Source organism: Bartonella sp. AD328YNZD (assembly GCF_042196425.1).
This window is the reverse complement of the sequence record NZ_JBHIQG010000218.1, coordinates 1-4,160: the sequence shown is the minus strand read 5'-3', so window position 1 is coordinate 4,160 and position 4,160 is coordinate 1. Positions and strand designations below refer to the sequence as shown.

At 39.0% G+C, this 4,160-nt stretch carries 6 protein-coding genes; all 6 read right to left on the bottom strand.

Annotated elements, in window-relative coordinates:
* Positions 1-359: 359 nt before the first annotated feature.
* Positions 360-932 carry a hypothetical protein gene (locus ACFIO3_RS09475; RefSeq protein WP_375704365.1) on the bottom strand — a complete coding sequence of 191 codons (573 nt, stop codon included), beginning with the start codon at positions 930-932 and terminating at the stop codon, positions 360-362.
* Between the two features lie 10 nt (positions 933-942).
* A complete protein-coding gene (locus ACFIO3_RS09470) occupies positions 943-1,251 on the bottom strand; it encodes a hypothetical protein (protein ID WP_375704364.1) in 309 nt (102 codons plus the stop codon).
* 154 nt (positions 1,252-1,405) lie between these two features.
* Complete coding sequence (locus ACFIO3_RS09465) at positions 1,406-2,542, bottom strand: DUF6990 domain-containing protein (RefSeq protein ID WP_375607092.1); 1,137 nt, start codon at positions 2,540-2,542, stop codon at positions 1,406-1,408.
* A gap of 28 nt (positions 2,543-2,570) precedes the next feature.
* Positions 2,571-2,936, bottom strand: a complete 366-nt coding sequence (locus ACFIO3_RS09460; protein ID WP_375614468.1) for a hypothetical protein — start codon at positions 2,934-2,936, stop codon at positions 2,571-2,573.
* Positions 2,937-3,165: 229 nt separating this feature from the next.
* Complete coding sequence (locus tag ACFIO3_RS09455) at positions 3,166-3,522, bottom strand: hypothetical protein (RefSeq protein ID WP_375614469.1); 357 nt, start codon at positions 3,520-3,522, stop codon at positions 3,166-3,168.
* 4 nt (positions 3,523-3,526) lie between these two features.
* Positions 3,527-3,700: a hypothetical protein gene (locus ACFIO3_RS09450; RefSeq protein WP_375607086.1), complete on the bottom strand. Its 174-nt coding sequence runs from the start codon at positions 3,698-3,700 to the stop codon at positions 3,527-3,529.
* Positions 3,701-4,160 lie beyond the last annotated feature (460 nt).

Sequence of the window (4,160 nt, the reverse complement as noted above, 5' to 3'; positions counted from 1 at the left end):
AACAGCCCCATTAAAGCCTATTACAAGCTTATTATAAGCCTATCACTTACCATCAACCCTTTCCCCCCAGAGATCAGCGTAAAATGAGAAAAACAATCGATGCCCTCCTCTCACGTCATGAAGCAATGGCATGATCTAAAACTTATGCCTCCCCCATGACACGAGCACTACGTGCGCTTTTTCAGCGCTGCGTTTAATTGTTTGGTAACCTTGTAATACGAGATCAAACGCTTGATAAAAGAAATATACAGTGCCACAATGGGTATTGTTAAGAAAAAATCAAAAAAACCCCCCAGCAGAATGATAAAAATCACCGTCCAAAATGCCGCTATTTCGTAATGCATTTTATCCCCTTCTTTTTATAAATTGATTGATTGGGTTGCTTCAGTCACTTCTTCCAATTGCTGAATCTTCTTTTTCAATCGATGAGTTAAAATTTCACGAAGGATCACAACAACAGGGATCGTTGCAAAAATACATACCGATAAAAAAAACCAGAAAAGCAAGAGAATGACAAGATATTCAAATCTGCTCTCATCTATCTCAGCTATCCTTTTAGAGAAACTCACATAGACATAAGCTTTGAAAAACATAATGATGAAAGAGAGGCATGCGTGGAGGATATAATCTTTGCGTGAAAAAGCGAGCCATTTTTTTAACGAATAGAAACTTATCTGTGTTTCTAGTGTTAAGTTTTGTGGCACTCTCTCTTTTTCTTTTCCGCTTTTTTCAAAGAAACAAAAACGCTGTGGATGTTCTTTCATCAAACGTCTTTGTTTTTTCACTCTGTAATAGAGCCTCAAACGCTTGATTAAAGAATAATAAGGCGCCACAATAATCATATTCACAAAAATGGCAAAAACTGTAACTGCATTTAGAAGAAAATATCCAACCGGCAGAAACAAAATAAAAACTGCGGCCTCACCCCTCATGCGTATAACCTCATTGATTAATCTCTTGCTGCTTTGTTTTTTCTTTTAGTTTTTTCTTTATTTTTTCCAATTTACGCTCTTTAAAACGATAAATCCCCCACAAAATAGGAAGGGGTGTGAGAAGACAAAACCATATCAACACTGGTAAGAGAAAAATAAGAGAACCAATTCCTTCCCATCTTGTCCATTGCAACGGCTGTACCAGAGATTTTGCACCCGCAGGAACTTCTAAAGCCATCATGATAAGGCATGTATAAAACATGATGAAAAAGCGGTGCCCTATTATTTTACACCGTCCCACCCCTTTACACCTTTCCACTGAAGACACCATAAATTTTCTAAATGAAAAGAAAGACACTTCAAATGTTGCTTTTTTCTCCTGCATTGTTCCCCTCTGCTTTTACGCTTCGCGCTTTTTACGCATTATTTTCAGGTTTAAGCTCTTTTTAATTTATCTAAACTCTTTATTTTTCTCAATAATTTTTTTCATCAATCCTAATTTCTACATCCATATATTCTAACTCCCCATCCTTTATGTAAAGAATATCGGGACGATAGTTTTTTCCATCAACCTCACAAATCGCGTCCTTTTCATAAACAAAATATCCCTGTTGCCTTAATTCTTGTCTTTTTTCCTCGATCAAATTTTCATAAGAATCTCTTCTTCTATTGCACAAATTGGGATCTGTAGCTCTAAAACATTCATAGCTTTCTACCTCCATGGAAAAATCCTTTGCCGCCTGTTGAAGCAAATCGTAACTGGGTTGCTTTGTCTTTTCTACCGCCTGAGCGATCACCATCGCGCGTTCCAGATGCTCTTCTTCAATGCTTGCCTCAAAGCCCAGCTTCTCACCTTCTATAAAGCTTTTGTGATAAGAGTGTAAAGTTTCAACATCGCCCATCAAAGCCAGAGCCGCAAGATAACGCAGGGAATAAGAAGCCAACCGAGGGACCACAGTTTTGTTTTCCCAAGGCAGGATTCTATATTGAGAGTGAAGCATCTTGCCAAGATCAACCTCAGTCATTGCCTCATCGAAAGCTTTCTCAAGTGCACGACGTAAACATCCAACGCTTACCTTTTCTTCAAAAATTTCCAACCCCTTCACATCAAAACTCAATTCAAGAGCAATCAAGCCTCCAGAATTATAAGGGTCTATCGTTTGGCAAGTCGCCGCATGGATACCAGAAACCACCGCAATTGCACAATCAAATCGCGGATACCCCTTCTCAGCATTATAAAGAAACTGCACTTCACGATCTGGTAAATAATAGGTGGCCAAATGATCTCCTTTTCCTTCAATTTCCACCTTCCACCCCAAACTCTTTAAAAGCGCCGTTGCACTTTCCATCGTTAAGATTTCTTCATCAGAAAGAGAAAACTCTTTTTCCTCAGATAACGGCTTAATCATCGGCGTTGCTCCACTAGACGGCTCAAAAGCAACAGGTTGTTCAAGCACGCGGCTTAATTCTTTTGTCACTTGGCAATACAGTCTCACCCGCTTGAAAGTAGAGTAATACAATGCCCAAATAAACATCATGACCACAGCAGAAACCAGCGTAAAAAGCGTCAAGCCCACACCCCACGAGAGTACAACAATAATATCAATCATTTTAATATCTATCATTTTCCCCGCCCCTTCATGCGCTGTTTTGTTGAGAAGCGGTTTTTCTTCGCTTCCAGAGTGCTTGCTCCAACATATCGATCTTTTCTTTCAACAGAACCGTGAAAATGATACGAACCACAAAGGCAACAGGGATGAACAAAAAAATAAACCATGATATAAGCCGCATGATTAACAAGAGAGCTGCCACGACATCCCCTTCCCACTCCACCAACTTCCACCCAAGCAACATGGGTACGAAGCGAAGAACCGTTCTCAAAGCTGCCACAATGAAAGCAATACAAAAGATGACTTTATAATTTTTGCGTGTCAGAAACGCTTCTTCAAGCACAAAAGACCGTGGTTCTTTATCCAATGGTGCATTTTTTCCATTGCCCCTCATTTTTTACCCCTCATTTGTCTCAAATTTTTAAGCCATTTTCATGAACCGAAGCTTTCGTCCTCACAATGGATGAGGGTTCATCAATATCAAACGCTTGTATCCCTCATCTTTTATAAAGACAATATCAGCGGTGCATTTTTTTCCATCACCTTCAAACATTGCACGAAGAGAAGTGCTCCTACAATACATGAGAATATATAAAGACCAGTATTCATTTTCTGCCCTCCCTTCACGCGCTGTTTTGTTGGTAAGCCGTTTTTCTTCGCTGCCAGAGTGCTTGATCCAACATATCGATCTTTTTTTTCAACAAACGCGTAAAAATGATGCGGACCACAAAGGCAACAGGAATGAGTACAAAAAGAAGCGTTGATATAAAAACCAATATTAATGTTAAAATGAATAGGATATAATTCCACCACCCTGTCAAATCCCACTTAAAAAACATAAAGAATGCCATTGTAAAAGCTGCCACAATGAAAGCAATGCAAAAGATGACTTTATAATTTTTGCGTGTCAAAAACGCTTCTTCCAGCGCAAAAGACCGTGGTTCTTTATCCAATGGTGCATTTTTTCCATTGCCCCTCATTTTTTTACCCCTCATTTGTTTCAATTTCTAAGCCATTTTCATGAACCGAAGCTTTCGTCCTCACAATGAATGAGGGTTCAATCAATATCAAGCGCTTGTATCCCTCATCTTTTATAAAGACAATATCAGCGGTGCATTTTTTTCCATCACCTTCAAACATCATGTTTTCATCACTCACAGTGTGCCCCCTATTGTCTTAAGGCTTCTCTTTTCTCGTCGATCAAATTTTCATAAAAATATCTTCTTCTATTGCACAAATTTGGATCTATGGTTCTAAAATTCTAAGTGCTCTTTTTATTTTCAGGAAGATAAGCTGCTTTCCAAAGAAGAAGCAAACGAGTGCAAGAAAATCGTAACGAAGTTGCTTTGTCTTTATGACGATTTGAATCATCTAGCAAAACCGGCCCAAATAGATTTTTTCGATATTTTTTTTCAAAGCCCAAACTTTCATCTTCCATAAAGCTTTTATGAGAAAGCTGCCAAATGTTAACATCAGCCCTCAATACCAAAGCCCCAAGGTAGTGCAGCAAAGAAGAGGGCACTTGAGAGATAGAATAATTTCCTTTTCCCAAGGAAGGGTGTTCTATTGAAAGCCAAGCACGCGGCCAAGATCAACCTCAGTCCCAGATCAACCTCAT

Bases quoted from the DNA above. Each gene is read 5' to 3' on its own strand.
- ACFIO3_RS09475 (WP_375704365.1), bottom strand. From the start codon at position 932: ATGAGGGGTGAGGCCGCAGTTTTTATTTTGTTTCTGCCGGTTGGATAT.
- ACFIO3_RS09465 (WP_375607092.1), bottom strand. From the start codon at position 2,542: ATGATTGATATTATTGTTGTACTCTCGTGGGGTGTGGGCTTGACGCTT.
- ACFIO3_RS09460 (WP_375614468.1), bottom strand. From the start codon at position 2,936: ATGAGGGGCAATGGAAAAAATGCACCATTGGATAAAGAACCACGGTCT.
- ACFIO3_RS09455 (WP_375614469.1), bottom strand. From the start codon at position 3,522: ATGAGGGGCAATGGAAAAAATGCACCATTGGATAAAGAACCACGGTCT.